Here is a 24,547-nt window from a genome sequence, read left to right on the forward strand (position 1 = left end):
AGGCAGAAGTTTGGAACCCGATGCGGGTCACTTGCCGAAGATCTCGGCGAAAAACGACTTCATGGCCTCCCAGGAGCGCTTGTCGGCCTTCTCATTGTAGGCGGAGCCCTTCGAGGGATCGTCGCCCGCCTTCTTCTGGGTGAAGGAGTGGACCGCATGGCCGTAGGCGAGGAGCTGCCAGTCGGCACCGGAGTCCTCCATCTCCTTGCCAAAGGCGGTGACCTGCTCGGCGGGGACGTAGGGGTCCACCGCGCCGTGGCAGACGAGCACCTTTGCCTTCACCCCGCCCTTCGTCGCGCCGAGGCCCTCGGCGGCATCCAGCCCGCCGTGGAAGGAGACGACGCCCGCGATGTCAGCTCCGCTACGGGCCAGCTCCAGCACGCCGGTGCCGCCGAAGCAGTAGCCGACGGCGGCGATCTTCGAGGCATCGGTGCGCTCGTCCTTCTTCAGCTCGGCGAGGCCGGCGTCCAGGCGGCCGCGGAAGAGCTTCCGGTCGCCCTTGTACTTTCCAGCTTCCTGGCCGGCGGCGGGCGGCACGGGGCGGATGCCCTTGCCGTAGATGTCTGCGGCGAAGACATTGTAGCCGAGCCCGGCGAGCTGGCGGCTGCGCTCCTTCTCATAGTCGCTCAGGCCGGTCCACTGGTGGATCACCAGCACGGCGGGGCGCTTGCCCTCCACGGCATCGTCATAGACGTGGTAGCCCTCCAGCGTGACGCCGTCGTGCTGGTATTCCACGGTCTTTTCGACGATGGCGGCGGAGGCGGAAGCGGCGGCCATGAGGGAGAGCAGGAGCGTTTTCATCCCGGGCAGCAAAGCGTGATCCGCAATTGTGTCAAACGGCCTTCCGTCGCAATGCCAGGACGATGCCCCCGGCGATGATCGCCCAGAAGGCGGCACCGATTCCCAACAGAGTGATGCCGGACAGCGTGACGAAGAATGTCATGATGGATGCCTCGCGGAATCCCTCGTCGGACAGGGCGGCGGAGAGCGCATTCCCGATGGTGGTCAGCAGGGCCAGCCCGGCGACGGCGAGCACCATCTCCTTCGGAAAGGCAGCGAAGAGCCCGGCGACTGTCGCGCCGAAGAGCCCGACCAGCAGGTAGAAGACGCCCGCGCTGGCCGATGCCCAGTAGCGCCGCCGCGGGTCCGGGTGAGCCTCCGGGCCGATGCAGAATGCCGCGGTGATCGCCGCGAGATTGATCCCGAAGGCTCCGAAGGGCGCGAGCAGGAAGGTGGACACGCCGGTCCAGCCGATGATCTTCGACACCGGCGCCTCGTAGCCGCCCACCCGCAGCGCGGCGATGCCGGGCAGATTCTGCGACGCCATAGTGACGATGAAGAGGGGAATGCCGGTGCCGATCAGAGCGGGCACGGACCACTCCGGCGAGACCCACACCGGCATGGTGAGGCTCCACGGCACCAGCTCCATCCGCAGCAGCCCCTGCGCCGCCGCGATGGCCACGCCGACGATGAGGATGACGGGGACATTTGCCCGCGGCCACCAGCGCCGGCCGAGCACATAGGCCGCCGCCATGGTGAGGACCAGCAGGGGATTCCGCGGGATGGCGACAAAGGCATCCAGCGCGAACCTCGCCAGCACCCCGGCCAGCAGCGCCGAGGCAAGCGGCAGCGGCAGGCGGTTCATGATCTTTTCGAAGCCGCGGCTGAATCCCGCGATTGCGATCAGCACGCCATTCAGCAGGAAGCAGGCGATCGCCTGAGGCATCGTCAGGTGGCCTGCCGCGGCTGCCGCCCCGATGACCGCCGCGCCCGGCGTCGACCAAGCGATCAGGATGGGCTTCCGCGTCACCAGCGACATCACGATGCTGGGAATGCCCATGCCCATGCCGATCGCCCACAGCCACGAGGCCGTCTGCTCCGGCGTCGCGCCGAGATTCTGCGTCGCCTGGAAAATGATCGCCACCGAACTGGTGAAGCCCACCAGCACCGACACGAATCCGGTGACGAGGGCGGAGAGCGAGAAGTCCTTCAGCATGGTAGCGGCCCGGAGAGGGAAACCCATTCGCCTGCTCGCGGCAACCACGGCGAAATTCCCGATTTCTCATGTAACGGGATCGGCCGCATTGCTTCTGGGGAGGGCATGACGCCAGAATCCAACCCACGACCCATGCCTGCCGATGACTCCTCCATACCGCTTGGCGGGCTCTCGCCGGCTGACCTGCTGCGGCAAGGCGCGGCGGAGGATACCTTGTTAGACGGGCCGCGCGCGCCCTTCGTCCCGCCGTCGCTGGAAGAAATGGCCGCGATTTTTCCGCAGTTCGAGATCCTCGAGTTGATCGGCCAAGGCGGCATGGGAGCCGTCTACCGGGTCCGCCAGCGTGAGCTCGACCGCATTGTCGCCCTGAAGATCCTGCCGCCCTCGATCGGCGAGGAAGCTTCGTTTGCCGACCGTTTTGCCCGCGAGGCCAAGGCGCTGGCAAAGCTGAATCATCCTGGCACCGTAACCATTCACGAGTTCGGCCAGCAGGGCCGGCTGTATTTCATCGTGATGGAGTTCGTGGATGGCGTGAATCTCCGGCAGCTTCTTGAGAACGGCCGGATCTCCCCGCGCGAGGCCCTGGCGATCGTGCCGCAGATCTGCGACGCGCTGCAGTTCGCCCACGACCTCGGTATCGTTCACCGGGACATCAAACCGGAGAACCTGCTCATCGACCGCCGCGGTCGGGTGAAGGTCGCGGACTTCGGCTTGGCGAAGCTGGTCGGCGGCGAGACCGATGATGCCGGAGCCACCGGGTTCGCCAGCGGCAGCATGGTCACCGAAGCGGGAAAGGTGATGGGCACGCCTCGCTACATGGCCCCCGAGCAGCTCGAGAGCCCCGCCGAGGTCGACCATCGTGCAGACATCTATTCCCTCGGCGTCGTACTTTATCAGATGCTGACTGGCGAGTTGCCGGGCGAGCGGCTCGAACCGCCGTCGAAGAAAGTCCGCCTCGACGTGCGGCTGGACGAGATCGTCCTGCGGGCCTTGGAAAAGCAGCCCGAGCTTCGCTACCAGCAGGCGAGCGTGATGAAGACCCGTGTCGAGCAAGCCAGTGGGCCGCCGCCGCGCACCAGCATCCGCGGACGTGCCTGGTGGAGTAACTTCCTGCAAGCCGCGGGAGCGCTGCTTCTTGTCATTGGCTTCATGGGCATGCTGCGACCCAGCGGCGGCCGTCAGGTCACCTCGCTCTATCGCAGCAATTCCGGTGACCCAGCGGCAATCACGTCGGCCCTCGTCGAGGTCATCCGCGATACCGGGCCGAATACCTCGCTCGCCGGCTCGAAGGACAGTCACACGTGGTGGATCTCCGTGCATCACGCGGATGGGCAGACGGCGCACGATGAATTCAACCGGGTCCATCAGAAGATTCAGGAGCGGTTGGGCGACAAGATCGGCGCGGTCACTGAAAGCCGCACAACTTCCGCTTCGCCAAGCCCATTCAGCCGGATCCTTTCCGGCTACCTGCTGGCGGGAGTCTGGACAGGACTTGCCGGAGCCCTCTTGGCCATTTCATCTCCCCAGTTGAGTTCAAGCACCCGGTCGGGTCGGATAGCGCTCGGGGCATTCATCGCCGCTCTCGCCGGCAGTGGACTGGTGAATACGTTCGCATCACTTGAGCACCGCTTTTCCGGTGTGATCTTCGGTGCAGTGGCGCTGCTGGTTTCCCTCGTCTGCGGCCTGATGGGCCGGCATTCCCGCGAAGGACGGATCGCCTTGGCTGGCTTCTGGGTGGTGCTCTTCCTGTGGGCGGTCCAGATGCCTTGGAGCATCATCCGTTTTCCCCGCGCTCCCGATGCCGGATTCCGACGCGTGCCTTTGACTGCCAGCGTGAATCCCATCCGCGAGACCGCTGCGTTGGAATTACCCGTCGAGGAATCCCGCTCACCCTTACTGCCGCCCTGACATGGCCACGCCCGGTGACTTCTTTGCTACCACGCGTTGGACGATGGTGATGACGGCTGGCGAGTCGGGCGGCGCGGCTCTCGGCGACTTGTGTGAGGCGTATTGGTTTCCGGTTTACGCTTATGCCCGTCGCCGCGGTCACTCGAAGGAAGATTCGGAAGATCTGACGCAAGGGTTCTTCGCCAGCCTGTTGTCCCGCGGCGATATCGCCGGCCTGCGGCGGGAGAGCGGGAAGTTCCGGGCCTTCTTGCTCGCGGCGATGAAGCACTACCTCGCCAATGAACACGACAAGAGCCAGCGGCTGAAACGGGGCGGAGGAGCGCTGCACCTGTCGCTCGATTGGCAGCAGGCCGATCTTCGCTTCCGTCTCGCTGACGAGAACTCCCTGCCACCCGATGCCGCCTATGATCGGGAATGGGCAACCTCTTTGTTAGAGCGGGTGCTTGGGGCCATGGCCTCCGAAGCGGACCACCGCTTTGCTCACTTGAAGCCCTACCTCTCGCTCGACCGTGAACAGATTCCCTACTCCGCGGCGGCCTTGGCGCTAGGCATCGAAGAAGGAGCGGTGCGCGTCGCCGTGCACCGGCTGCGCAAGCGTTACCGACAACTTCTCCGTCAGGAAGTCGCCCGCACCTTGGCCGAGCCGGAGTTGGTGGATGAGGAATTGCGCTCGCTGATGGAGGCGTTTGGATAGCCGGGCTTGCACGTTGGCCATTGGATTGTTGATGCCGGGTGAGCGTGGATTTGATGACAGGATCCCGTGATTGTTCCCGGATGTCCCAGGGTCCTCGTTGTCGCTTTGGTGCTCGGCCCGGCCGGTTGCAACACGGCTAGGAGGCTGTCTGCCCCGGCATCGCGCCGAGATTCTGCGTCGTCTGGAAAATGATCGCCACCGAGCTGGTGAAGCCCACCAGCACCGACACGAATCCGGTGACGAGGGCGGAGAGCGAGAAGTCCTTCAGCGTTGCGTGGGAACGGCTTCTTGTAGAGGTGCGACTGCGTCGCTCCGGCGGGGTGTGGCCCGAATCGAAAATCAAAGCGGCGATCCAGCTCGCGGTCCCGCCCTGCGGAACGGCGCAGCCGGTTCCGCTACGAAGAAGAGTTCGGAATTTACGCCGCAGGCTTTACTTCGGCCTCGATGAGTTTGCCGAGTTCCAGACGGGCGCGCTGCATTTCGTAGTTCAGTTGGAGCCGCATCCAGAAGCCCGCCTCCATCGAGAAGTAGCGAGACAGGCGGAGATCGTATTCAGGAGTGCAGCGGCGCTTTCCAGTCTTCATTTCGGAAAGCCGGGCGACAGGGATGCCGGTGGCCTGCGAGACCTCCCTTTGGCTCGCCGACCACTCATCCAAGGTTTCGCGAAGGGTTTCCGCGAAGGCATTCGGCAGGGGCATGGTTTTCATGGTGCTAGTGATAGTCTCAAATTTCCACGGCGTCGGCGTCTTGGCCGGTCCAGCGAAAGCAGATTCGCCATTGTTGGTTGATGCGGATGCTGTGTTGGCCCGCGCGATTGCCCGTCAGGGCTTCCAGCCGGTTGCCCGGTGGGACCCGCAGATGGCTGAGATCGGAGGCGGCGTGGATCTGGTCCAGCTTCACCTTGGCTCGAGTCTGGATGTCGGAGGGAAGTTTCTTGGAGCGGATCAGATTGAAAACCTTTTCCGTCTCGTCATCCGCGAAGCTCAGGATCACTATCTCAATCAATCTGAGATCCCGGATTTCTCAAGCCGCAATTCCCAAAAGTGGGAATTCCATCCAATCCGTTGCGTCCCTGCTCCATTCACGTTGGTGCATGAGGTGGAGCGTCAGTGTTGGGATGGCTCCCGGCGCGATTCTCTCTCTGCCCGCGATCACTGCGAGGCGAGTGGAGTGCGGCCCGAATCGGAAATCAAAACGGCGATTTATCTCGTGGCCCCGCCCAGCGGAACGGCGCAGCCGGTTCCGCTACGAAGAAGCACGAGCGGCACAAAAAAAGCGGGCCCGTGTGAGCGGGCCCGCCTTGGGGAAACAATAATCAGCAATTTCACGCGGGAGCGTGAATCAGCCAGCGGTGCTTCAGACCGTGCCGTAGATCGTCTTTCCGGAGGAAAGCAGGTCGTTGCAGGCTTCCTTCATGCGCTCGCAGAGGCCGAGCTCGGCCTTCTTGAGGTAGGAGCGCGGGTCGTAGGCCTTCTTGTCGCCGACTTCCTGGTCGATCTTGAGCACGCCTTCGATGTTCTGGCAGACGTGGGTGACGATCGGGCGGGTGAAGGCGTACTGGGTGTCGGTGTCGATGTTCATCTTCACCACGCCGTAGTCGAGGGTCTCGCGCAGGTCGCTCTCGGAGGTGCCGGAGCCGCCGTGGAAGACGAGGTCCATTTCGGCAGCCGCGCCGTGCTTGTCGGTCACTGCCTTCTGGCCATCGCGGAGGATGGAGGGCTTCAGCTTCACCGCGCCCGGCTTGTAGGAGCCGTGGACGTTGCCGAAGGTGGCGGCGAAGAGGAAGCGGCCGATCGGGCTGAGCGCTTCGTACACTTCCACCATGTCTTCCGGGGTCGTATAGAGCTTGTCGGCAGGCAGGCCGGAGGTGTCGTGGCCGTCTTCTTCACCGCCCACGCAGCCGGCTTCGACCTCGAGGATGATGTCCAGCTCGGCGCACTCCTTGAGCAGCTCCTTGGAGATCTTGAGGTTCTCCTCCAGCGAGACGACGGAGCCGTCGAACATGTGGCTCTGGAAGAGAGGGCCCTTGCCAGCGGCGATGCGCTCGCGGGAGGCCTGCAGGAGGGGCTTCAGGAAGCCCTCGACCTTCGCCGGGTGGCAGTGGTCGGTGTGGAGGGCGATGAGGACATCGTACTTCTCCGCGAGGAGGTGGACGGCCTCGGCGAGCACGATGGCTCCGAAGGCGGCGTCCTTCACGGAGGTGCCGGAGGCGAATTCACCACCGCCGGTGGAGACCTGGATGATCCCATCGGACTTCGCTTCGGCGAAGGCACGCAGGGCGCCATTGATCGTGGGCAGCGAGGTGACGTTGATGGCGGGGTAGGCGTATCCACCCTTTTGGGCGGCATCGAGCATCGCGCGGTATTGAGCTGGAGTGGCTACGGGCATAACGGGGAGCGGGGTAGCGGACGATTTCCCCCGGCGCAAGGCCGGAACGGGGCATTGCGCGTACGCAGGGGGCGTGCCAGCGGGGAAATTACCACGTGCGGTCCTGCCGCACCGCCTCGTAGAGGGTGATGGCGATGGCGGTGGAGAGATTCAGGCTGCGGGTGCCGCCCGGGGCCATGGGGATGCGGATGCCCTGGTCGCCCGCGCCGTGGACCATCGCCTCCGGCAGCCCCTTCGTCTCGCAGCCGAAGACCAGGTAGTCGCCATCCCGGAAAGGCGCATCCCAGTGCGCCCGCGTGGCCTTCGTGCTCAGCAGCCAGAAATTCGCCGCGGGATCGGCCTCCTTTTTCAGGTCCTCCAGGCTGTCCCACACCCGTAGGTCCACGTCCTGCCAGTAGTCCAGCCCGGTGCGGCGGACGTGCTTGTCATCCAGCGAAAACCCGAGCGGCTTCACCAAATGCAACCGCGAGGCCGTGGCCAGCGCCAACCTTCCGGCGGCACCGGCATTGTGCGGGATCTCGGGCGCGACGAGGACGATGTGAAACATGGGGGCCGTGCGTGGGTCGTTCAGTGCGTCAGTTCCTCCAGCACGCGGTCCGCGCGGTAGATCTTCTTCATCACCTCCTGGATCGCTGCCGGATGCACGGAGACGGCGCGGCCCTTTTCCTCGGTGTAGAAGAAGTCCGAGACGAGGCCGGGGGCATTGCTGTCAAAGATGAGGCCCACGAGTTCTCCCTCGCGGTTCACCACCGGGCTGCCGGAGTTGCCGCCGGTGATGTCGTTCGTGCTGATGAAATTCAGCGGGACCAGCGGATCGAGCTTGGTCGCACGCTCCTTCCACGCCTCGGTGAGGTCGAAGGGCGCGATGGCTCCCTGGTTCGCGTGGCGCTCGTGCATTTCCCAAAAGGTGGTGTGCGGCGGTATTGTCACATTCCCGTCCATGTAGCCCTTCACCACGCCGTAGGAGAGGCGGAGGGAGAAGGTGGCATCGGGATACGCCGAGTCGCCGTCGCGGGCAAAGCGGGCGGTGGCGATCTCGCGGTGCGCCTGGGAGATCACCTCGCCGGTCGCGTCCGCGCGCAGGCGCAGTCCCCGGGCTTCCTCGTCTACCAGCTTCGCGAGCAGGATGAGCGGGTCCGCCGACGCGGCCACGGCTTCCTTTCCTCCCTCGTAGAGCTTCCGCCGCACCTCGACGTCGTCGAGCGTGGTGCCCTGGATCAGCTCGGTGGCGCGCGCATCAGGAGACTTCCCGGCGAGGATGGACTGCACGGTGGCATCGGTGGCACCCAGCTTCGCGCAGAGGAAGGTCAGCGCATTCGCCATGCGCAGCGTCTCCATGTCCTTGTAGACCGGCTCGGTGGAGAGGAGGTCCAGCTCCAGTGACGGACGCGATGCCTGGCGATACTCGCCCAGTCGCTCGCCCTCCGGCTTCGCCGACTCGTCCGCCACGCGCAGCAGCGTGCGCGCGATGCCGAAGAGCCCACTGCCGAAGCCATCCCCGCCTTCCAGCATGCGCAGGCGCATCTCGTATTCGCGGGATGCCTTCTCCGCGTGCTCGATGCGGGTGAATGCCTCCTCCGCCGTCTCGCGCAGCTTTGCCTCGCTCTCCTTCTTGCGCGCCATCAGCGCGGGGTCGAGCAGGCCGTTCAGCCGCGCCATGGTGGCCTTGCGGCCGTTCTGCGTGCCGACGATCGCGCCCTTCGCGCGGCGGGCATTTTCCCGGTCGCGATCCGACCATGCCCTGAGCAGTGTCTCGCCGCGGAAGATCTGCTCCAGGCGATGCGGGAAGCCGCTGTCGCGCATCGACTCGAGCTGCGCCAGCGTGACGGAGCGGTTCGTGCGGCCGGGATGGCCGGAGGTGAAGACCAGCTCGTTTTCCTGCGCGCCCGCGGTCTTCCACTTCAGGAAGTGCGGCGTCTTCGCGGGCGCATCGTTTTCATACGCACGGAAGAAGCAGAAATCGAGGCAGTAGCGGGGGAACTCGAAATTGTCAGGATCCCCGCCGAAAGCCGCCGCCATCACGTCCGGGGCGAAGACCAGCCGCACATCCGTGTAGCGGTGGTAGCGGTAGAGGTGATACGCGCCGCCCTGGTAGAGCGTCACCACGTCGCTGCGCAGGCCGGTGGCCTCGTAGGATTTCTTCTGGATGTCGGCCGTCACCGCTCGTCGTGCGGCGGCGGCCTCGTCCGGGGATTGGCCGTCCTTCACCGCGGCGGTCACACGGGCGGTGACGTCCTCGATGCTCACCAGCACGTTCAGCTCCAGGTCCGGGCACTTCAGCTCCTCGCCCGCGGTGGCGGCGTAGAAGCCGTTCTTCAGCAGGTCGCGCTCCTTCGTGCTGAGCTTCTCGATCATGCCGGAGCCCACGTGGTGATTCGTGAGGATCAGCCCGTTCGCCGAGACGAAGGAACCCGAGCCGCCATTGCCGAAGCGCACGGAGGACTTCTGCAGGTGCTCCAGCCACTGCGGGGTGATCTCGAATCCGTATTTCTCCTTCACCTGCCTCACCGGCGGCTTGGTGAAGAGCCACATGCCCTCATCCGCGCGGGCGACGGGCAGCAGGGCGGCCATGACGAGACTGGGAATGAGGAACGGGCGCATGGCGGCGGAGCTTAGGACTCCGCCGCGCGGGTGCAATCCTCTCCTCACCCCGTCACCATGCCCGCTCGCCGCGCTCGTCGTAGGGCAGCCACAGCAGCGAGACGGAATCGACCTTCACGTTCGCCTTCGTCGGCTTCAGCGTTTCCGTTTCAAGCACGAGCGCGGCGGGATCGTAGCTTTGGGAAAGCTTCGCGAGATCGGCCTGGAGCTGCTTTTCCATCTCCTCGATTTGCTGCTGCACGCCCTCCACCTTGTCCTCCGCGATGGAGACGTCCTGGTGCTGCTTGTAAACGCTGGTACCCTTCGAGAGGACCGATCCCATGCTGCGCTTGCGGCCGAAGAGGCCGCCCAGCACGCCGCCGAGGATGGATCCGCCGGCATTCAGCAGCGCGCCCTTCGACTCCGCCTTCTGGCGCTGCAGCGTGCCCTCGGCGGTCTGGAGCTTGCCCTCCAGCGCATCCAGCTTGCGATTCGTGGCGGCGCGAACTTTTTCCAGGGCGGCATCCCGGGCCTCGTGGGATTTCATCGTGAGCCGGACGCGGAAGTCGGCCTCGGACTCGCCGATCTGCGAGTATTCCTTCAGCGCGGGGCAGGAGTAGATCTCCACGCGGTCGTTGCGGTAGAGCCATTCCGCGAAGTCCTTTTCCACCTGCTTGTAGTTCGCCGCATTCATCGCAAATCCGGGGAGCGCGCCGAAGCCGGCACCGTCGGCGGGATCGGAGCCGAGTTCCTCCGGCTTGAGGGGCGGGGGAAGATCGCGATCCCAGTCGATGGCCTCGGGCAGGATGGCATTCACCTTCCGCACCTTCCTGCTGCCATCCGCTCCGGTCTTCGCGGAGGAGTAGTGGACCGTGCCGACCCGCAGCAGGTGCGGGCGGTAGGTGACCTGCGAGGAGCCGCCCGCCGGAGGGGCGAATTTCTCCGTGATGCCCGCGCCCACCACGGGCCGGGCTGACACCTTGGCCGCGGGTGCGGACATCCCGGGCATGGCCATCGGATTGGCGGCCTCGGATGGTACGGCATTCGTAGTACTTCCGAAATTCGCGCGCTTCGGGTCCATGAGCGCCTTGATGCTGCCGCGCGTCAGCGGGCCGGTCAGGTAGCTCATCACCCAGCGCACGTGGAAGAGCACAGGGTGGTCCTCGTGGACGTTGTTCATGAGGAAGACACGGTTGCCGAGGCCGGAGAGCAGCCGCTCCATTTCCGCGCGGTCGAATTTCGCGTTCTGCGATCCCGCTGCGCCTTCGAGGCCGTCGAGCACGCGCAGCTTGTCCCGCTCCGTCTGCAGGCGGCCGAGGAACCAGGTGCCAATGTTCGACAGCGCCTTGTAGTCGAGGTCCACCGGGTTCTGCGTGGCGAGCAGGCAGCCGAGTCCGAATGCGCGGCCCTGCTTCAGCAGCGTCATCATCGGCTTCTTGCTTGGCGGATTCGCCGTCGGCGGCAGGTAGCCGAAGATCTCATCCATGTAGAGCAGCGCGCGCAGCGAGGTGGTGCCGCTCTGCCCGCGCATCCACCCGAGCGTCTGATTCAGCAGCAGGCTCACGAAGAACATGCGGTCCGCATCGGCGAGGTGCGAGATGGAGAAGATGGAGATGCGCGGCTTGCCCTGCGGCGTGTGCAGCATCTTCGCGATGTCCAGCGGCGTGCCATCCAGCCACGCGGAGAAGCCGGGCGAAGCGAGCAGGTTGTTGAATTTCAGCGCGAGCGCCTGGCGCGACTTCTGGGGCAGGAAGCTCTCCAGGTCGATCACGCCCACCTTGTCGAAGGACGGCTTCTGGATGCTGTGGATCAGCGCTTCCAGCGAGAGATTCTTCCCGCTCTCCCATGCCTTGTGGAAGATGGTCGCGACCAGCACGGACTCGGGCGCTTCCGCGGCCTCGTCCTTCACGCCCACCAGCGTCAGCAGCGATGTGGTCGTGGTCATGATGCGTTCGTTCAGCAGCTCCGCATCGTCCATCACCTCGAAGGGCGGCACCTCCAGCGAGCTGAGGATGGACACCGGGATGCCTGCCTTCGACCCCGGGGTGAAGATATTGATGTCCACCTTTTCTTTGAGCTGCGCGATGCGCTCCGGCGACTGCCCCCAGTCCGCGAGTCCCTTCTTCCAGGTCTCCGCCGTCTTCGCGGCGAAGTCGTCCGGGGTCATCTCTTTCTTCGCCGCGTCGTCCTCATTGATCCACGGGCGGAAATCCTCCGCCGCGAGGTCCGGGAACATCAGCAGGAGGTTTGAGATGTCGCCCTTGGGGTCGATGACGATGGCCGGGATATTGTCCATCGCCGCCTCCTCCAGCAGCGCGAGGCAGAGGCCCGTCTTGCCCGAGCCCGTCATGCCGAGGACCACGCCGTGGGTCACGAGGTCCTTCGAATCGTAGAGCAGCAGGCCGCCATCGGCGGACTTCGTGCCGGGGTCGTATTCGCGGCCGAGGTAAAAGGCTCCCAGCTTTTCGTAGTCGGAGACGGACGGGGTCATACCCCGATACTCTAACCGCCGTCCGGGCGGTGGCTAGAATGAACCTCGACCCGCATGGGGTGCACCCGTCCGGTCTTGCGGTGGAAGATGATCGTCTGCCGGGCCGCGCGGTTGTGGATCTCCGGCGCGGGAATGTAGCTGCGCACCCGCGCGACCGCTTTCTTCTGCAGGGCGGGCGTGGCGTCCGTGGCGCTCACCTTCACGTCCCTGATCTTCCCGTCGCGGCCGATATTGAACATGACTTCCACGAAGGCCCACTGCGCGTCGCCTTTCACTGTGGCGGCCGTCGCCGACGGCGGTTCCGGTGCGGACGGGTGGCAGGAGGCGGCCCCGAGCGCGAGGAGGAGCACGGCGAGCTTCATCGGGCGTGTGTTCATCAGCCGCGGTCCACTTTAAGCCCGTTGAACTTGATGATCTGGACGTAGGTCCCGGGCTGCTTCATCGGGGGGAATTGCGTCTTCCTCATCGCCTGCATCGCCGCCCACTGGAGGCGCTGCGGGGCATCGGTGCGGACCATTTCCACGTCGGTGACCTTCCCTTCCTTCGTGAGGGAAAGCATCATCATGACGGTATAGACCCGCTTGCCATCGACGAGCCTGCCTTCTAGGCCCTCGCCGAATTCGGGAGGGCTCTTGGACTTCTCCATCGTCAGCTCGAGCCGGTCAAAAGCGTCCCTTTCCGCCCGTGACTTCGTGGACGCGCAACCGGTGGTCGCGAGGATGGCAGCGGCTGACGCGAGGAGAGGGAGGGATCGGGAAATCATGGCCGGGGAGGGGAAGGGGGCCGTGGCGGATGGGATCAGCCGACGTTGTACTCGATGCGGCGGCGGGCGCGGGAGGGATCGACCGAGGGGTCCGCACGGTACTTCTTCACCTCGTTCAGCGCTTCCTTCTGGAGCTGCTTCGGCGCGTCGGAGGAGATCACCTTGGCGTCCTTCGTTTTGCCATCCGTGCCGATGGTGTATTCCACGTCCACGAAGAAGGACTTCTGGTTCGGATCGATCGAGGGATCCGGTCCGGCGGCGCAACCGGCGAAGGTGAGGGCGGTGGCGGCGGACAGGAAAAGCGTGCGGGCAAGGTTCACCCCGCCATGCCAATGCGTGGGCCGCGGCTCGTCAATCCAACCGTGCCGCGGCGCGGGCATTTCCGCCGGTATCCCGGGAGCGGGCTGAAAAGATATGGAAATACTTATCGTGCCCCGAGATTTCTCCGGCTACGCTCCCGGGTTGGTTCCCGCCATGGCAAGATCAGGGACTGGAGTATCGCCAAGCGAGTCTGAAGGATTCGGTGGTGATCTGAGACCCGATTCCCGGGAACAGCCCCTGATGCAGTTGTGACCCATGGGTGCCAACGGACGATGATGAAAATGTACGTAGGCAACCTGTCGTTCCAGACGACCAAACAGGATATCCAAGACCTGTTTTCCCAGCAGGGCCAAGTGACCGATGTTCACCTGCCGGTGGATCGTGAGAGCGGCCAGCCGCGTGGCTTCGCTTTCGTGACGATGGGGTCGGGCTTGGATATGAACAACGCCATCAAGGCCTTCGACGGCTACGAACTCGGCGGGCGCAGGCTCAAGGTCAACGAAGCCCAGGCACGCGAGGAACGCGGCGGCGGCGGCGGCGGCGGCGGTGGTGGTGGTGGTGGTGGTGGTGGTGGTGGTGGTGGCGGCGGTCGCCGTTTCTGATCCCACTGCTGAATCGACTTTCACGGCGGCACTCCTGACGGGGTGCCGCCTTTTTTCATGCGTTATTTCTTCTTCGGAGCGGCACCACGTGCTTCCCGGTTGGTGTCGATCTGTTGTTGTTTGGCTTGGCCGGCAGCATCGCTTTTCTGCTGCTTCTGCTCTTGCTGCTTCTTTTTTGATTTGGGGGATTTGTCGCCCATGGGAATGGTTGGTTTGGGTCTTTGACCCGCTTGTTTATGCTCCGGAGGGAGCGAGGGAGAGCCTGGGGAGGGATCGCGATTTCTCAGGTAGGGCAAGGGCCCCCGTAACCGCGTCGCGTGAGTTCGGAGCGCGAGAGATGGAAGGCGAGCGTGGATTCAGCTCCTTGGTTCTGATTGATGTGATCGCGTAGCAGGGCGTCGCGACACCCACCGGTAGTCGGGTCGTAGAGAGATACGCCGAGATCATTCCTACCCAGGAACCACTCGAAGCAGCGCGTCGCATGAGCTGCCCAAATTTCCTCGCCGGTGACATCGTAGGCGGCCATGCAGGCCGATACCATGGCGTGGGCCTCCACCGGCTGTTGGTCGAAGCGTGCTTTCTCCGATCCCTGTGGCCAGAATCCATGGCAGCCGATCGGCGAGAATTGCCCGCCCTCACCGGTCTGTTCATTGATCAGCCACTTCAGCGATATGAGGCCCTTTTGAATGGCCTCGGGTTGTCCTGAAAGGATCAGCGCGTGAGGAAGCTTCGCATTGTCATAGGTCGCCACGCGCTCGAACCATTGCCAGTCCGGCGAGGAGTTTGCCTGGAACAAGCCCATCAAGCGCCCCACGAGGAGACGCTGCATCTTGGCAACCGAGCGGTCGCCGGAAAATGCCCGCAGATATTCGTCGATGGCCACCAGGGTGAAAGCCCAGGCGCGTGGGGAGCTGAAGCGCATCACCGCCTCGAGCCCGCGTTGGAAGAGCAGCGCGGAAAGATTCCGGAAGCCTTCGTTGTTCGAGTGCCCGAGTGCTGTCCCGACGGCCCACAGGGCGCGGGCGTGGCTGTCCTCGGAGCCGTTGCTTTCAAGCCAATGCCGCTCATGGCTCATGAAGTTGCGGAAACGGCGCGTATTCGCGTCGAATGCATACCACAGGAACGCGAGGTAGGTGCTGGCCAAGCGGTCGATGGCGGGATCGAACCCGTGCTCTTGCTCGTGGAAGACGGTGTAGATGAAGGCGCGTGCATTGTCGTCCGTGCAGTAGGCTTCATGGTAGTTCGGCACGCTGTAGATCGCGTGTTGAAAGATCCCGGTATGGTCGGTCATCCGGAAAAGATGATCGAGCTTTGCCGGGGGGACGGGATAGCTGGCGTTGTCCGCCGCCGTGATGGCTGGCACGCTGAGGCCCGCACGGGCCGCGTCAAAGCTGTCCATGTAGCGGCGTGCCACCTGCGGCCAGGTCATCTGGCGACCTTCCTTCCACGCCCGCTTGCGCATCGCGGTCATCCGGGTCGGATGCTCCAGCAGATCATTCACCGCTGCAGCGATGGCCGCCGCATCGGCGAAGGGCACGAGGATCCCGCGGTCTTCGGCCAGCAGCTCTTGCGCATGCCAGTAGGGCGTGGAGATGATGGCCTTGCCGGCACCGAACGTGTAGGCGAGCGTGCCGGAGGTGATTTGCTCCTCGTTGCGATACGGGGTGAGATAAATGTCGGAGCCCCCGATGAATTCCTTCAGCTCCTCCATCGAGACGAAGCGATTGTGAAAGATCACATTCCCTGCCACGCCCAGCTCGATGGACAGGGCCTGCAGGCTTTCCCGGTAGGTCTCGCCTTGGTGGGCCACGAGATGCGGGTGCGTCGCCCCCACGATCAGATACACGACTTCCGGATTCCTGGCGAGAATCGCTGGCAGAGCTTCGACGGCGGATTCGATTCCCTTGTTCGGCGAGAGCAGCCCGAAGGTGAGCAAGACGGTTTTTCCCTCGGCATCGAAGATGTCCTTGTAGAAATTCGAATCCACGAACGGCATGTCGATCACGCCGTGGGGGATCAGGTCGATCTTGGCGGGATCGATGCCGTACACTTCCTCCAGCAGATGCTGTCCGCGCTCTGCCATGACGACGAATCGCTCGGACAACTCGTCCAGCCGCCTCATCACCTCGCGCTGATCCGCATCGGGCGATTTCAGCACGGTGTGGAGGGTGATCACCACCGGCTTTCTCAGCTGGCTGAGGAATCCAATGAGGTGCGAGCCTGCCGGGCCACCATAGATGCCGAATTCGTGCTGAACCGACACCACCTCAACGTTGTTGATATGGAGGAACTCGGCTGCCCGGGTGTATGAATCCGGGTCGTCCTGATCGATCTCGAACCGCACGCGGGCCGGATACTCGTAGCCCTCGGGCCGGTCATTCACCGCCCCGGCGAAACAGCTCGCATCGGGGAACGCACCTGCGATGGCCTCGCAGATATCTTCGGTGAAAGTGGCAATGCCGCACCGGCGCGGGGGATAATTGCCGATGAATGCGACGTGACGGGTGGACTGCGGACTTCTCATAGCGGCGAAATTCGAAACGATCTCGCGCGCAACAAGGCAGCGGTGCCTACAAAAGCACCGACAAGCAGCTCAAAAGCTGCCTACGAAACAAGCCACCGTAGGCCCCTTCGCAGTGGAGTCAAAGGATATCCAAAAACCGGGGGTGTGCCACACCCGGCGCTCAAGCCCCGGCGAGGCATTCCTTGATCTTTCCCTCGAGGAATTCCGTGACGGAGGCCAGCGAGCGCGATCCGGAATTCGGCGACTCGAAGATCGAGCCTGCTTCCGGCTGGGCCTGCGGGGTCGCGCCCGGCTCCACGAGCATCACGAAGCGCGGGAAGCGGCTGGGCAGCCAGATGATCTCGGTGGCCTTGGCAAAGGACTTCACCATGGCCTCGACCTGGGGCCGGCGGTTCTCCGGGATGGATGTGGTATTGAGGGTGATCTTCACGGGCAGCAGGGGCGGGGCTCTCCGCACGGGGAGCCGTCAGCGGGCAGTAGCCCGCCCGGGTGCCTCATGCCAGATAATAAGCGTGGGATTCCGGCGCGGCCGCTTCGGGCATTTGCTCCTGCGGCTCCCAGGAGCCCCCTCCGGCGGGCCGGTCGCGGGTGTCCCAAATCTTGGGGACAAGACAGGACTCCCGATTTCTGCCAAATTCCTCACATCCGAGCGGGCGAAAGCCCACAGAGGATGAGAAATTTCATGACGAAATGCGAGGCCGCACGGGTGTGCGGCCTCTCTCATTTTCCGGGCGATGTCTCACTGGGAAAGCGCCGCGCGCAGGGCATCCAGTTCTTCCTGGATTGCTTCCGGGGTTGGCTCGGCCAGCGTGTCCGCCACCGATGCGCGGAGGACTTCCGCAAAGCGCTTGCGCAGGCGATGCAGGGTCACGCGCAGTGCCTCCGGCGTGCAGCGCAGGCGGGACGCCGCTTCCTCGTGGGAGAGCGCGGGCTCGCCGGACAGCGGTGCGAGCAGGGGCCTCAGCACGGCGAAGGCGTCCGCCTTGCCCGCGGCCTTTTGCTCGTCGGCCAGCCGCCGCATCGCCGACTCCAGCATGGCGAGCGCGCAGCTTTTCTCGAAGTGGTGCTCCGGCGTGTCGTGGTCGTTGCCCGCGGCCTCGAAGTCATCGGCCTCCGCCATCGCGTCGAGCGAGAAGACCTCGCGGCCTCCGCCGCGCTTCTCGGCCATCGTTTTCCTCCACTCGCCACGCTGCCAGCGCTGTAGAGCGCCGAGCAGGTAGCTGCGCATGCGCCCGCTGTCCGCCTGCGCCTTTGCGAAAAGATCCTCCTCCAGCAGCGAGACAAAGAAGCCCTGCGTGGCATCCCGCGCCTCCTCCACCGGCACCCCGCGGCGGCGCAGGAAGCCATAGATGGGCTTCCAGTAGAGAGCGCAGAGGTCCTCCAGCGCGGCGCGCTTTTGCCGCGGGTCCGCCGCCGCGCGTGCCCCGGCGACCAGGCTCCACCGCGTGACGGGAAAGGGGGCATCGCTCCGGAAATCCATGCCCGCAGGCTAACAGCCCGCGCGCCCGCGGCAATCCCGCGGTGTTTCCCCCGGGGGGGACTTCCGCCTTGTCACGATGGTAAGCGGTTGGTTCGCTATGGTTTAACTTATGTTCTGGATCGCCCTCGGAGTCCTGGCCCCCATCCTCATCTTCGCCGGGATCATCTGGCTCGCGGTGCGCCGCGGGCTGGAGTTGAAGCGCCTCTGCGACCAAGGCATCGAGGTCACCGGCCGCGTCGCCGAGAAGCGCGCCGTGGCCGGCCATGGCAGCGGCCCGCGCCAGAAGAAGATCGTCATGAGCTACCGGGACCGCTTTGGCGCGGAGCACCTGCGCACTTCATCGGTGCCGCTTTCCGTCTATGACCAGTATCAGGTGGATGACCCCATCGAGATCGTTTACCTGCCGGACTCCCCGGCCACCAGCTCGCCGAAGTACCTCGTGGACCAGTGCCGCGAGGCGCTGCGGAAAAAAACTTCGTAACGTCCCGCGACCGACCGCCAGAGACGGGATGACGGCGAGAATGCCGTATCCATCACACCTCAACCATTTCCCCACCCACCGCCATGAAACTCCGCCTCCTAGCCACCCTCTTCCTCTCCTCGATCCTCGCCGCCTCCGCCGCGGAAAAGCTGGTCCCGACGAAGGACGCGCCCGGCTTCCAGGACTACCCCGGCCTGCCGCGCTACGAGGGCTCCACGCTGATGATCCAGTCCGAGCAGAAATTCGGCGAGCTCGCCCTGCAGATCGGCGGGCTCAGCGCGCCGGAATCCACCGACCCGAAGGAAGTCCGCAAGGTCGAGGGCCGCGTCCACCGCAGCACCTACCTGTTGCCAAATCTGGCTGCCGGAAAGCGCAGCACGCTGGAGATCGCCGCGAACTACGCCGCCGCCTTCAAGGAAGCGGGCTTCACCACCATCTGGTCCGGTGACGACCGCGAGATCCGGAATGGCCCGCCGCGCCGCTACTACGCCGTGCCGGAGCTGGACCACCAGCTCCTGACCACCGGGGTGAAGGAGCGCCGCTACTTCTGCGTGGAAAAGAGCGGCCTCTTCGCCGCGGTCTACATCTCGTCCCGCTCCTGGGATCACACGATGAAGGAGAAGTCCGAGGCAAATCCCTGGAAGCAGGACATGACCATCCCGCAGGAGTCCGTGGTAATCCAGGTGGACGTGGTGAATACCCGCCCGATGGAGGAAAAGATGGTCCACGTCTCCGCCGCGGAGATGCAGAAGTCGATCTCCAGCAGCGGCAAGGTCGCGATCTACGGCATCCTCTTCGACTTCAATGAGGCCGCCATCAAGCCCGAGTCCGCGCCCACGCTCCAGGAGATGGCCACGCTGCTGAAGGCCGAGCCTTCGCTGAAGGTGCTCGTCGTCGGCCACACGGACAATGTCGGCACCTTCGAATTCAACGAGGATCTCTCGAAGCGCCGCGCGAAGGCCGTGGTGGACGAACTCGCCGCGAAGCACGGCATCGAGGCCGCCCGCATGACACCGCTCGGTGCCTCCTTCATGGCTCCCGTTTCGACGAATACCACCGAGGAAGGCCGCAAGCTGAACCGCCGCGTGGAGATCGTCGCCCGCTGAAAAACCTCACCTCCTTCCGGTCGTGAAACCGCCGCTCATTTCCGGTCTCGATCCCGCCGCGCTCTTTGACATGGCCGCGACGGGAGACGAGGCGGGCATGGCCGATTGGGAGCCGCCGTCGATCGAGGAAGCCGCCGCGCTTTTCCCCCAGTGGCAGGTGAAGCGCCTGCTGGGCCGCGGCGGGATGGGCGCGGTGTATCTCTTCCACCAGCCGGACCTGGACCGGGATGTCGCGGTGAAGCTGCTGCCCATCGAGGCCTGCCGCGACGAGTATCAGGTGGAGCGCTTCCGCCGCGAGGCGCGCACGCTGGCAAAGCTGCGGCACCCGGGCATCGTGGCGCTGCATGAGTCGGGCATCACTCCGGCGGGGCACTTCTTCTTCGTCATGGAGTATGTCGATGGGGCTCCGCTGGGTGATCTCATCAATTCCGGGAAGGTGGACGTGTCCGTCGCCATCGGTGTGACGACCCAGGTGTGCGAGGCGCTCGCGTATGCGCACGGCATCGGCGTGGTGCACCGGGATATCAAGCCGTCGAACATCCTCATCGACTCGCATGGCCGGGCAAAGGTGGCGGACTTCGGGCTGGCCCGCATCGACCATGCGCCTGCCGCGGGGGCGCTGGATCTTTCCCGCACCGGGGCCTTCATGGGCACGCCTGCCTATGCTGCGCCGGAGCAGGTGCGGGATGCCGCGCGGGTGGATCACCGCGCGGATATCTACGCGCTCGGCGTGCTGCTCTACGAGATGCTCACCGGGGACCTGCCGCGCGGTGTCTTCCAGCCGCCCTCGCGGAAATCCGGCAGCGATGCGCGTCTCGATGATGTGGTCCGCCGCGCCATGCAGGAGCGCCCGGAGGACCGCTACCAAGGGGCGGCCGAGCTGAAGCAGGACATCGAGCCCGCGAGGAAGGGAGTGCCCGTCGCGGCATGGCTAGTGCCCGCCGTGCTGGTGGTGGCGCTCGGCGGAGGCTGGCTCTGGCATCGTGCGCAGCCGCCCGAGGTGCCCTCGCAAACTACTACGCCCATCGTATCAAATCCGGAGCCTGCGCCCGCTCCCGTGATTCCCGTGCAGGAGGAGATGAAGCCCGCCGTCAAGGAGCAGGAGGCGTCTCCGCCCGTGCCCCCACCGGTGGCCGCGAAAGAAGAATTTCCCGCACCGCAGCCGGAGCCAGCCGCGCCTCCCTCTGCCGCGCCGGTGGTGCAGGTCTGGTCGATGGAGCCTCTGCCACCCGCGCTCCAGCCGCCGGACGAGCTGACCCGCCAGCCATGGAAGGATGCCGTGCTGCTCGCGACCGGCGGCGCGGTGCTTCATCCCGATGGCTCGGTTTCCTGCTGGAATGAGGCGTCTCCCGGGAAGCGCATCATCGCGCAGGTGAAGGCCCGCGCGGTGGTGGCTTGTGGCAATGCGGTGGTCTCCCTCGGGGATGATGCGGGCCTGCATCTTCTCGCCGCGGATGGATCGGCGACGCGGATCGGCGAAGGCTTCCAGTCCGTCTTCCCTTCCTCGAAGGATGGCGTGGTGGCCGTAATCAATTCCGATGGGGACGGTGTGCTCGTGAAGACCGACGGCACTCCACCGGAGGTCATTTCCAAGGGCGGTGCCATGGTCCAATTCAGCATCACCGCCGATGGCACCGTCTGGGGCGTGGATGGGGAGGGGACGCTGTCCCGCCGGAGCGACGGCGCATGGGTGCCCGACCCCGCGGTTTCACAAGTGGCCGGGCTCGCGAGCGGCGATGAGCTGCTGATCCTCGATTCCACCGGGAAGCTGATGCTTGCGAAAGGGGACCTGCCTTCCGGGCTCGCCACGGTGAAGTCCATTCAAGCTTCGCGCGGCCACTACCTCGCCACGGACGTGAACGGGAAGTGCGTCCTGTGGGGCCCCTCAGTGATCGACAGCCCGCAGCGCTTCCACCTGCCCGAAGGCACCACCCATCTCCGCATCAGCCCGCATGGCCTGATGGCGGCGTGGTAGGATTGCAGTGTCACCGCAGCTTGCCGCGCGTCACTGCCCCGTCTTGCGAAGCCTGCCAGAAATTAAAGGCATCGAGCTCCAGGCAGGTGAGGAACTTCCCTTTGGTGATTCCGGTATCGATGCAAATCGTGTGGCCGAGATCGGCGATGGTCCCGGTCGCTTGGGCAGAGTGGCCGCAGACCACGAGCCGGTTGCTCAGGTGGGACTGGGCCATCGACAGCGTGAGCCAATGCAAGTGATCGGCATCCTCCTCCGCCGGAGACAGGTGAGCCCGGATGCCTGCATGCACGAAAATGAATCTCCCCGTCTCGAAGAAATCGACGCAGGTCCGACCGAGGAAATCCCAGTGGCTTTCCGGTATCCTATGGATCAGCTCGCCGGACTCGCCATCACCGTAGCTGGCAAGCGGTGAATCCCCCGCGAGGCTTTCCCAGATGGAATACTTCGGCGGATCGAGATGGGCATCGAGCAACATCTGGTCGTGGTTGCCACGGAGGAAAACGGTATTCGGGCGCGCGGAGATTTCGACGAGACGGTTGAGTACTTCCCTGACATGGGGCCCCTTGTTCACGTAGTCGCCAAGGAAGATCAGCACATCTTCCTCCCGGATCGGGATGCTGCCCAGCAGCGCATCCAACGCTTCCAGATAACCGTGGATGTCACCGATGACGAAGATACTCATGGGGCGAAAGGAAGCTCTGTCTGCGATGCTCCCCGCGCTTCCAGCTTCAGCAGGAATGCCTTTGCGTCGAGTCCGCCGGCGAAGCCGGTCAGCTTGCCATTCGTGCCGATGACGCGGTGGCAGGGTGCGACGATGGAGATGGGATTCTTCCCGTTCGCCGCGCCTACCGCACGCACGGCATCGGGGCTGCCGACCTGGATGGCGATGTCGCGGTAGCTGCGAGTCTCGCCGAAGGGTATGGTCGTCAGCGCGTGCCAGACCTTCTTCTGGAAATCGGTGCCATGGAAATCGAGCGGCAGGTCGAATGCGGTGCGATTTCCCGCGAAGTATTCGCCGAGCTGGCGCGCGGTCCCGGTCAGCACCGGGTGCGAATTGTCTTCGAGCATGGGGCCGAGGCGCACGCGCTTCGGGTCGTCATTCTCCCACAGGATGGCGGCCAGCCCGGCATCGCTCGCGACCAGCTTCAGCTCGCCGACCGGTGACGGCATCGTCTTGAAGTGGAAGCCGCTCGTCATCCGCGTTGCGAGGTGGTGAGGGGTGCTTCCTGGATCAGGGCGTGCAGCGCGGCGTGGCTGGCGGAGAGCGAGGGATCCTCTGCGATCACCTGGTCGGCCAGAGCCCGCGCCTCGCGGAGCAGGGCGGTATCCGCGAGGAAGTCGGCGAACTTCAGGTCGCCGAGGCCGCTCTGCATGGTGCCGAGCACGTCGCCGGGCCCGCGCAGGCGCAGGTCTTCCTCGGCGATGAGGAAGCCGTCCGAGGTCCGCTCCATCACGGCGAGCTTTTCCATGCCCTCGGCGCTCTTCCCGTCCGTGAGGAGGATGCAGTAGCTCTTGTGCTCGCCGCGGCCGATGCGTCCGCGGAGCTGGTGGAGCTGCGCGAGGCCGAAGCGCTCGGCATTGTGGATGATCATCAGGTTCGCATTCGGCACATCGACGCCGACCTCGATGACCGTGGTGGCGACGAGCGCATGGATCTCGCCGTCGCGGAAGCGCCGCATCACCTCCTCCTTTTCCTCCGCCGAGAGCTTGCCGTGGACGAGGCCGACGGAGTGGGCGGAGAGGCGCTTCTGCCATTTCTCATACGCCACCGTGGCGGACTCGGCCTTCAGCGCCTCGCTCTCCTCCACCAGCGGATAGACCAGGTAGGCCTGTCGTCCGGCGGCGAGCTGGTCCTTCACGAATTTCGTCACCTCCGTCTGCTTCGCGCCGGTGCGCAGGGCGGTGACCATCTTGCCGCGGCCCGCCGGGCGCTCGTCGAGGATGGAGACATCGAGGTCGCCGTAGATCGTCATCGTCAATGTCCGCGGGATCGGCGTGGCGGTCATCACAAGTACGTCAGGCATCGTCCCTTGCTGGATCAGCCGCGAGCGCTGGCTCACGCCGAACTTGTGCTGCTCGTCGATCACCACCAGCCCGAGATCCGTGAAGGCCACCTTGTCGTAGAGCAGTGCGTGCGTGCCGATGAGCACCTGCGGCTCGCCATCCAGTGGCAGGTGCGTGCTTTCCTCCCTCGCCGCGGTGCGCAGCAGCACGCGGACGCCGAGCGGCTCCAGCCAGCGGCGGAAGGTGAGGTAGTGCTGCTCTGCCAGGATCTGCGTCGGAGCCATCAGCGCGGCCTGCGCGCCGGAGTCGATCGCGAGGAGCATCGAGGCCATCGCGACGAAGGTCTTGCCGCTGCCCACGTCGCCCTGCAGCAGCCGGTTCATCGGCCGCGGCGAGCGGAGGTCGGCCACGATCTCCTTGATCGAGCGCTTCTGCGCGCCGGTGAGGTCAAAGGGCAGGCTTTCATAGAAGCGCTTCAGCAGCGTCGTCTTCGTCCCCTGCACGCGTCCCTGGTGGTCGTGGACGCGGGCGCGCCGCCACACCACATTGAGCTGCAGGCCGAAGAATTCCTCCAGGGCGAAGCGCCGCCGCGCCGCCTCCGCCTGCTCGATCGCCTCCGGGAAATGCACCTCGCGATAGGTCTCCGCGCGCGGGTAGGTGGGATCGACATCGTAGGGCGCGGCCAGCGTTGCGGGGTCGATCTCCGCGAGCAGGCGGTGCTGGATTTCCCGGAGCCGCCGCTGGGCGATGCCGGAGACATTCCGGTAGATCGGCACGATGCGCTCGAGATGGATCGACGGGCCTCCATCGTCCCGGATCACCTCGAAGTCCGGGTGATCGATGTAGATGCGGCCCTGGAAATCCTTCGGCTTGCCGTGGAGGATGACTTCCTGCCCCGCCGCGATAACGTTTTTCAGGAAGGGCATGTTGAACCACCGGCAGGTGATGGTGGCGGCCCCCATGCCGCTGCTGCGGACGTCCTCGACCACCGCCTCGTAGAATCGCGCGCGCGGGCCAAAGCGGTTCCGCGTGTCCGTCACCTTTCCTCGCACGCACACCGGCGGCCCGCCGGGATCGGCAGGAAAGGCGTCGAACCTGCGGCGGTCCTCGTAGCGCCGTGGCAGCCAATCGAGCAGCGCCCCGGCGGTGTGCAGCCCGGCGGACGCCAGGGAAAGGACCTCCTTCGGGACGAGGAAATCGACCGAGGCGAGGGGAGCAGTGGCTGGGATCAAGG

At 64.9% G+C, this 24,547-nt stretch carries 25 protein-coding genes; 6 read left to right on the top strand and 19 right to left on the bottom strand.

Going from position 1 to position 24,547, the window contains the following annotated elements:
• Positions 1–27 precede the first annotated feature (27 nt).
• Both OKA04_RS11165 and OKA04_RS11170 read right to left on the bottom strand, forming a co-directional pair.
• Positions 28–801 carry a dienelactone hydrolase family protein gene (locus OKA04_RS11165; RefSeq protein ID WP_264501244.1) on the bottom strand — a complete coding sequence of 258 codons (774 nt, stop codon included), beginning with the start codon at positions 799–801 and terminating at the stop codon, positions 28–30.
• A gap of 31 nt (positions 802–832) precedes the next feature.
• A complete protein-coding gene (locus tag OKA04_RS11170) occupies positions 833–1,996 on the bottom strand; it encodes a benzoate/H(+) symporter BenE family transporter (protein ID WP_264501245.1) in 1,164 nt (387 codons plus the stop codon).
• A gap of 132 nt (positions 1,997–2,128) precedes the next feature.
• On the opposite strand from OKA04_RS11170, the gene OKA04_RS11175 reads away from it, so the two are divergent.
• Positions 2,129–3,904, top strand: a complete 1,776-nt coding sequence (locus OKA04_RS11175; RefSeq protein WP_264501246.1) for a serine/threonine-protein kinase — start codon at positions 2,129–2,131, stop codon at positions 3,902–3,904.
• Position 3,905: 1 nt separating this feature from the next.
• On the top strand, positions 3,906–4,598 hold the full coding sequence (locus tag OKA04_RS11180) for an RNA polymerase sigma factor (protein WP_264501247.1): 693 nt from the start codon (positions 3,906–3,908) through the stop codon (positions 4,596–4,598).
• Positions 4,599–4,734: 136 nt separating this feature from the next.
• On the opposite strand, the gene OKA04_RS11185 is transcribed toward OKA04_RS11180, so the two are convergent.
• The 10 genes from OKA04_RS11185 to OKA04_RS11230 form a co-directional block, all read right to left on the bottom strand.
• The gene (locus OKA04_RS11185) at positions 4,735–4,941 is read right to left on the bottom strand and encodes a benzoate/H(+) symporter BenE family transporter (RefSeq protein ID WP_264501248.1); all 207 of its coding nucleotides are present in this window, start codon (positions 4,939–4,941) and stop codon (positions 4,735–4,737) included.
• A 73-nt stretch (positions 4,942–5,014) separates the two neighbouring features.
• Positions 5,015–5,305, bottom strand: coding sequence for a HigA family addiction module antitoxin (locus OKA04_RS11190; RefSeq protein ID WP_264501249.1), 291 nt, complete (start codon positions 5,303–5,305; stop codon positions 5,015–5,017).
• A 16-nt stretch (positions 5,306–5,321) separates the two neighbouring features.
• Positions 5,322–5,591, bottom strand: coding sequence for a type II toxin-antitoxin system RelE/ParE family toxin (locus OKA04_RS11195; protein WP_343226881.1), 270 nt, complete (start codon positions 5,589–5,591; stop codon positions 5,322–5,324).
• A gap of 363 nt (positions 5,592–5,954) precedes the next feature.
• Entirely contained in the window at positions 5,955–6,986 is a 1,032-nt protein-coding gene (fbaA, locus tag OKA04_RS11200; RefSeq protein ID WP_264501251.1) for a class II fructose-bisphosphate aldolase, read from the bottom strand.
• Positions 6,987–7,074: 88 nt separating this feature from the next.
• Positions 7,075–7,533: a tRNA (cytidine(34)-2'-O)-methyltransferase gene (locus OKA04_RS11205; RefSeq protein ID WP_264501252.1), complete on the bottom strand. Its 459-nt coding sequence runs from the start codon at positions 7,531–7,533 to the stop codon at positions 7,075–7,077.
• 20 nt (positions 7,534–7,553) lie between these two features.
• Positions 7,554–9,587: a S46 family peptidase gene (locus OKA04_RS11210; protein ID WP_264501253.1), complete on the bottom strand. Its 2,034-nt coding sequence runs from the start codon at positions 9,585–9,587 to the stop codon at positions 7,554–7,556.
• A 52-nt stretch (positions 9,588–9,639) separates the two neighbouring features.
• Positions 9,640–12,057: an ATP-binding protein gene (locus OKA04_RS11215; protein WP_264501254.1), complete on the bottom strand. Its 2,418-nt coding sequence runs from the start codon at positions 12,055–12,057 to the stop codon at positions 9,640–9,642.
• 11 nt (positions 12,058–12,068) lie between these two features.
• Entirely contained in the window at positions 12,069–12,434 is a 366-nt protein-coding gene (locus OKA04_RS11220; protein ID WP_264501255.1) for an energy transducer TonB, read from the bottom strand.
• The gene (locus OKA04_RS11225) at positions 12,434–12,820 is read right to left on the bottom strand and encodes a TonB family protein (protein WP_264501256.1); all 387 of its coding nucleotides are present in this window, start codon (positions 12,818–12,820) and stop codon (positions 12,434–12,436) included. The genes OKA04_RS11220 and OKA04_RS11225 overlap by 1 nt, the downstream gene beginning before the upstream one ends.
• A 35-nt stretch (positions 12,821–12,855) precedes the next feature.
• Complete coding sequence (locus OKA04_RS11230) at positions 12,856–13,140, bottom strand: energy transducer TonB (RefSeq protein ID WP_264501257.1); 285 nt, start codon at positions 13,138–13,140, stop codon at positions 12,856–12,858.
• Between the two features lie 276 nt (positions 13,141–13,416).
• Here OKA04_RS11230 and OKA04_RS11235 point away from each other — a divergent pair, with 276 nt between their 5' ends.
• Positions 13,417–13,743: an RNA recognition motif domain-containing protein gene (locus OKA04_RS11235; protein WP_319800610.1), complete on the top strand. Its 327-nt coding sequence runs from the start codon at positions 13,417–13,419 to the stop codon at positions 13,741–13,743.
• A 62-nt stretch (positions 13,744–13,805) separates the two neighbouring features.
• Here OKA04_RS11235 and OKA04_RS11240 read toward each other — a convergent pair whose 3' ends face one another.
• The 4 genes from OKA04_RS11240 to OKA04_RS11255 all read right to left on the bottom strand — a co-directional run bounded on the left by OKA04_RS11240 (position 13,806) and on the right by OKA04_RS11255 (position 17,747).
• Positions 13,806–13,943, bottom strand: a complete 138-nt coding sequence (locus tag OKA04_RS11240) for a hypothetical protein (protein WP_264501259.1) — start codon at positions 13,941–13,943, stop codon at positions 13,806–13,808.
• An 83-nt stretch (positions 13,944–14,026) separates the two neighbouring features.
• A complete protein-coding gene (locus OKA04_RS11245; protein WP_264501260.1) occupies positions 14,027–16,267 on the bottom strand; it encodes a glycosyltransferase family 4 protein in 2,241 nt (746 codons plus the stop codon).
• Between the two features lie 160 nt (positions 16,268–16,427).
• Complete coding sequence (locus OKA04_RS11250; protein WP_264501261.1) at positions 16,428–16,697, bottom strand: hypothetical protein; 270 nt, start codon at positions 16,695–16,697, stop codon at positions 16,428–16,430.
• A 309-nt stretch (positions 16,698–17,006) separates the two neighbouring features.
• Positions 17,007–17,747 carry an RNA polymerase sigma factor gene (locus OKA04_RS11255; protein WP_264501262.1) on the bottom strand — a complete coding sequence of 247 codons (741 nt, stop codon included), beginning with the start codon at positions 17,745–17,747 and terminating at the stop codon, positions 17,007–17,009.
• A gap of 109 nt (positions 17,748–17,856) precedes the next feature.
• On the opposite strand from OKA04_RS11255, the gene OKA04_RS11260 reads away from it, so the two are divergent.
• From OKA04_RS11260 to OKA04_RS11270, 3 genes are all read left to right on the top strand, one after another.
• On the top strand, positions 17,857–18,228 hold the full coding sequence (locus tag OKA04_RS11260) for a DUF3592 domain-containing protein (RefSeq protein ID WP_264501263.1): 372 nt from the start codon (positions 17,857–17,859) through the stop codon (positions 18,226–18,228).
• Positions 18,229–18,311: 83 nt separating this feature from the next.
• A complete protein-coding gene (locus OKA04_RS11265) occupies positions 18,312–19,334 on the top strand; it encodes an OmpA family protein (protein ID WP_264501264.1) in 1,023 nt (340 codons plus the stop codon).
• 22 nt (positions 19,335–19,356) lie between these two features.
• On the top strand, positions 19,357–21,309 hold the full coding sequence (locus tag OKA04_RS11270) for a serine/threonine-protein kinase (RefSeq protein WP_264501265.1): 1,953 nt from the start codon (positions 19,357–19,359) through the stop codon (positions 21,307–21,309).
• Between the two features lie 10 nt (positions 21,310–21,319).
• Here the strand turns inward: OKA04_RS11270 and OKA04_RS11275 are convergent, their stop codons facing one another.
• Genes OKA04_RS11275 through recG form a run of 3 tightly spaced genes read right to left on the bottom strand, consistent with a single transcriptional unit; the run spans position 21,320 to position 24,545 of the window.
• Entirely contained in the window at positions 21,320–21,991 is a 672-nt protein-coding gene (locus OKA04_RS11275) for a metallophosphoesterase (protein WP_264501266.1), read from the bottom strand.
• On the bottom strand, positions 21,988–22,506 hold the full coding sequence (locus OKA04_RS11280) for a methylated-DNA--[protein]-cysteine S-methyltransferase (RefSeq protein ID WP_264501267.1): 519 nt from the start codon (positions 22,504–22,506) through the stop codon (positions 21,988–21,990). The genes OKA04_RS11275 and OKA04_RS11280 overlap by 4 nt, the downstream gene beginning before the upstream one ends.
• Complete coding sequence (gene recG, locus OKA04_RS11285) at positions 22,503–24,545, bottom strand: ATP-dependent DNA helicase RecG (protein ID WP_264501268.1); 2,043 nt, start codon at positions 24,543–24,545, stop codon at positions 22,503–22,505. Before recG ends, OKA04_RS11280 begins: the two co-directional genes overlap by 4 nt.
• Between the last annotated feature and the right edge of the window lie 2 nt (positions 24,546–24,547).

Source organism: Luteolibacter flavescens, assembly GCF_025950085.1.
In the GTDB taxonomy this organism is placed as follows: domain Bacteria; phylum Verrucomicrobiota; class Verrucomicrobiia; order Verrucomicrobiales; family Akkermansiaceae; genus Haloferula; species Haloferula flavescens.